A 2,271-nucleotide genomic window follows, 5' to 3' on the forward strand; every position below is an offset into this window, starting at 1 on the left:
TGAGAAATCACAGGGAAAGCTTACCCTTTTTGGTTCCGGCTTGTCCGGCTTAGGGTAGCTTGACCCACACTGCGCAGTATCCGTTGGGAGAAATCTCGGTGTCACCGGCGAAGACTTTGCACCCTCCCAGATCCTTTGCGGTTTTGCCCGGGACAAACTGCAAGCAGTTCAAGCACGTCTTGTCGCCTTCCGGCGTATCCTTGTACTTCATTGCTGCGCGCACACCGGCATTCTGGGCGGCAAATGCGGTCGCCGGCAGTATGACCACTGCAATGCCAGCCAGCTTCAACAAACTGCGGCGGGATGCGTTGATTTTGTTTTCCATGTTTATCTATCCTTGTTGAGTGAAACCAATAAAAAACGAATGAGCAAACTAATAGGCGGTGACGCCTTTACCACAAAAAACAAACTACCGAGTCAAGATGGATGCAACCTGCTTCTGAAGCCCAATGAAAACTCCCACTAAACCCTGCGGCTTGTCCCCCAAGGGGATTCGCTCCGCAGCATAGGTGGGGTTTCTCGGTTCAACGACCAGAGCGCAGGGGTGTTGCCACCCAAACGGCTTGCTTTTCAGCCTGTGATCGGGACATCGACTCACCCGGCGCATTATCAATAACGTGTACCACCCGAAGACCAAGGCTTACGGCTTTTGCCTTTGCTTCCGCCGTAGTGTTGCAACAGTCAATCCAGAAGTCAGCTTTCTCTACAACCCAAATAGCGATAGGCGGCACATCCGGCCCGCACTCGCACTGAGGGCCAATACCGACGGCGACCCCTCTCGCCAGAAAACCGGCCATCTGGAGTCGTGCATCCTGAAATACTGAGGCCACGTGGGCTGCTTGAGTTGGAGTTAGGTTCATCGCTGTTTTTCCTTCTATTGCTGAACAAACCGGCCAGATTGCCGATTCTTTTGGTACTGCGCATGCGGCAACACCGTCCCGTGCATTGCTATGTAAACACCCGGTGGCAAAAGCCGCACGGCCGACAAGGCAACCCCCATATTAAAAGCCGATTCAACCGAAGAAATCTCATACGGAACCATGGATCCGGTCAGTACGACCGTCTTCCCCGATACTGCGCGTTCGATATACGCGGCAGTTTCCCCCATCGTATCGGTACCGTGCGTGACCAGTATCCTGGTCGATGACGCCGACGCAATAAATCCGGCAAGATCCGCTCGCTCTGTATCAGAAATATCCAAGCTGTCTTTTTGCAAGAACGCCGAAATGGGCACCCCCGCCAATGACACCCCCGCTGATTCCATAATCCCAGGCATAACAGAACTTCCAACATCGAGATAACCATTAATAGCGTTGTATCGCTTGTCGATCGTTCCGCCTGTTGAGATCAGATGAATATTGTTCATGCGCGGCATATCCTTCCGTCAGTCTTTATGGGTGATACGTCGCGCCGGCTTTTCGGCAGACCCACTGCGGGACATGGCGATTTCCAGCGCTGTCTCAAGGCGAATAACGCGCTCGGTCAAGCTCTCGATCTTTTGTTGCTGAGTCACCATTGACGCAGCCATCCGCTCAACCTTGTCATTCATCTTGATCACGGTCGTAACGGCATCCCAAAGTTTGTCAGTGACGCCCATCAAGCAGCCTTCCGTTCCATCTCGACTATCCGCTTGTTCGAGGCGTCGACGTAAGCCAGAGCCTTGTCAATCGCGGCATTGGCCTGCGCCGTCGTTTTGTTCATCTGGGTTATCATCCCCTCCAGAATCTGGTCGTCTTCACTGGGGCGGAACGACGCGGCAGCGCGACGCAGGAATTCGCCCATCGACAAGCCTGCCTCTTTTGCCATTTTTGCGATCCGTCCTTTTTCCGTTGCCGTCACCAGTACGGGAATGCGTTCGGTTGCGGTAGCCATTATTAATCTCCTATGAACATGGTCAGCACATGCACAGTATAAGACGGAGAAAGACCGAAAACAAGGTCTTTCCGTTAGTGGGGTATCCACGTAAATACGGTAATCGTGGTCAATATGTAGTTAAAGGTTTTTGTTAACCGGTCTTTAACAACCCATTGTCATTTTCTTGATTTATTGCTCCTTGCAACGCTCACAGCCCATTGATTTAATGCACATACCCAGAATGGATATACCGGAAAGTCGTTTTGTAGTGCCATAATCGTATTCGCGGCACGGTTTTTCTCTTGTTTTTCCGGTAACATCAGAGCATGTTCATCCGTCAAACCCGAACCAACAACAAAATAACCGGCGAGGGCTATTTCACCTTCCGCCTGGTGCGTAGCGAACGTATTGGCGGCA

At 51.9% G+C, this 2,271-nt stretch carries 5 protein-coding genes; all 5 read right to left on the reverse strand.

Translation table 11 applies throughout. From position 1 onward, the window contains the following. Positions 1–49 precede the first annotated feature (49 nt). Complete coding sequence (locus ACOYNV_RS27670; RefSeq protein WP_422903039.1) at positions 50–325, reverse strand: high-potential iron-sulfur protein; 276 nt, start codon at positions 323–325, stop codon at positions 50–52. Between the two features lie 549 nt (positions 326–874). Then, on the reverse strand, positions 875–1,366 hold the full coding sequence (locus tag ACOYNV_RS27675; protein ID WP_422903040.1) for an asparaginase domain-containing protein: 492 nt from the start codon (positions 1,364–1,366) through the stop codon (positions 875–877). Between the two features lie 18 nt (positions 1,367–1,384). Continuing rightward, complete coding sequence (locus ACOYNV_RS27680) at positions 1,385–1,597, reverse strand: hypothetical protein (RefSeq protein WP_422903041.1); 213 nt, start codon at positions 1,595–1,597, stop codon at positions 1,385–1,387. After that, a complete protein-coding gene (locus ACOYNV_RS27685) occupies positions 1,597–1,872 on the reverse strand; it encodes a plasmid mobilization protein (RefSeq protein WP_422903042.1) in 276 nt (91 codons plus the stop codon). The genes ACOYNV_RS27680 and ACOYNV_RS27685 overlap by 1 nt, the downstream gene beginning before the upstream one ends. 158 nt (positions 1,873–2,030) lie before the next feature. After that, positions 2,031–2,271, reverse strand: a 241-nt coding sequence (locus ACOYNV_RS27690) for a hypothetical protein (protein ID WP_422903043.1), incomplete at its 5' end; no start/stop codon positions are given.

Source organism: Propionivibrio sp. (assembly GCF_049316945.1).
In the GTDB taxonomy this organism is placed as follows: Bacteria; Pseudomonadota; Gammaproteobacteria; order Burkholderiales; family Rhodocyclaceae; genus Propionivibrio.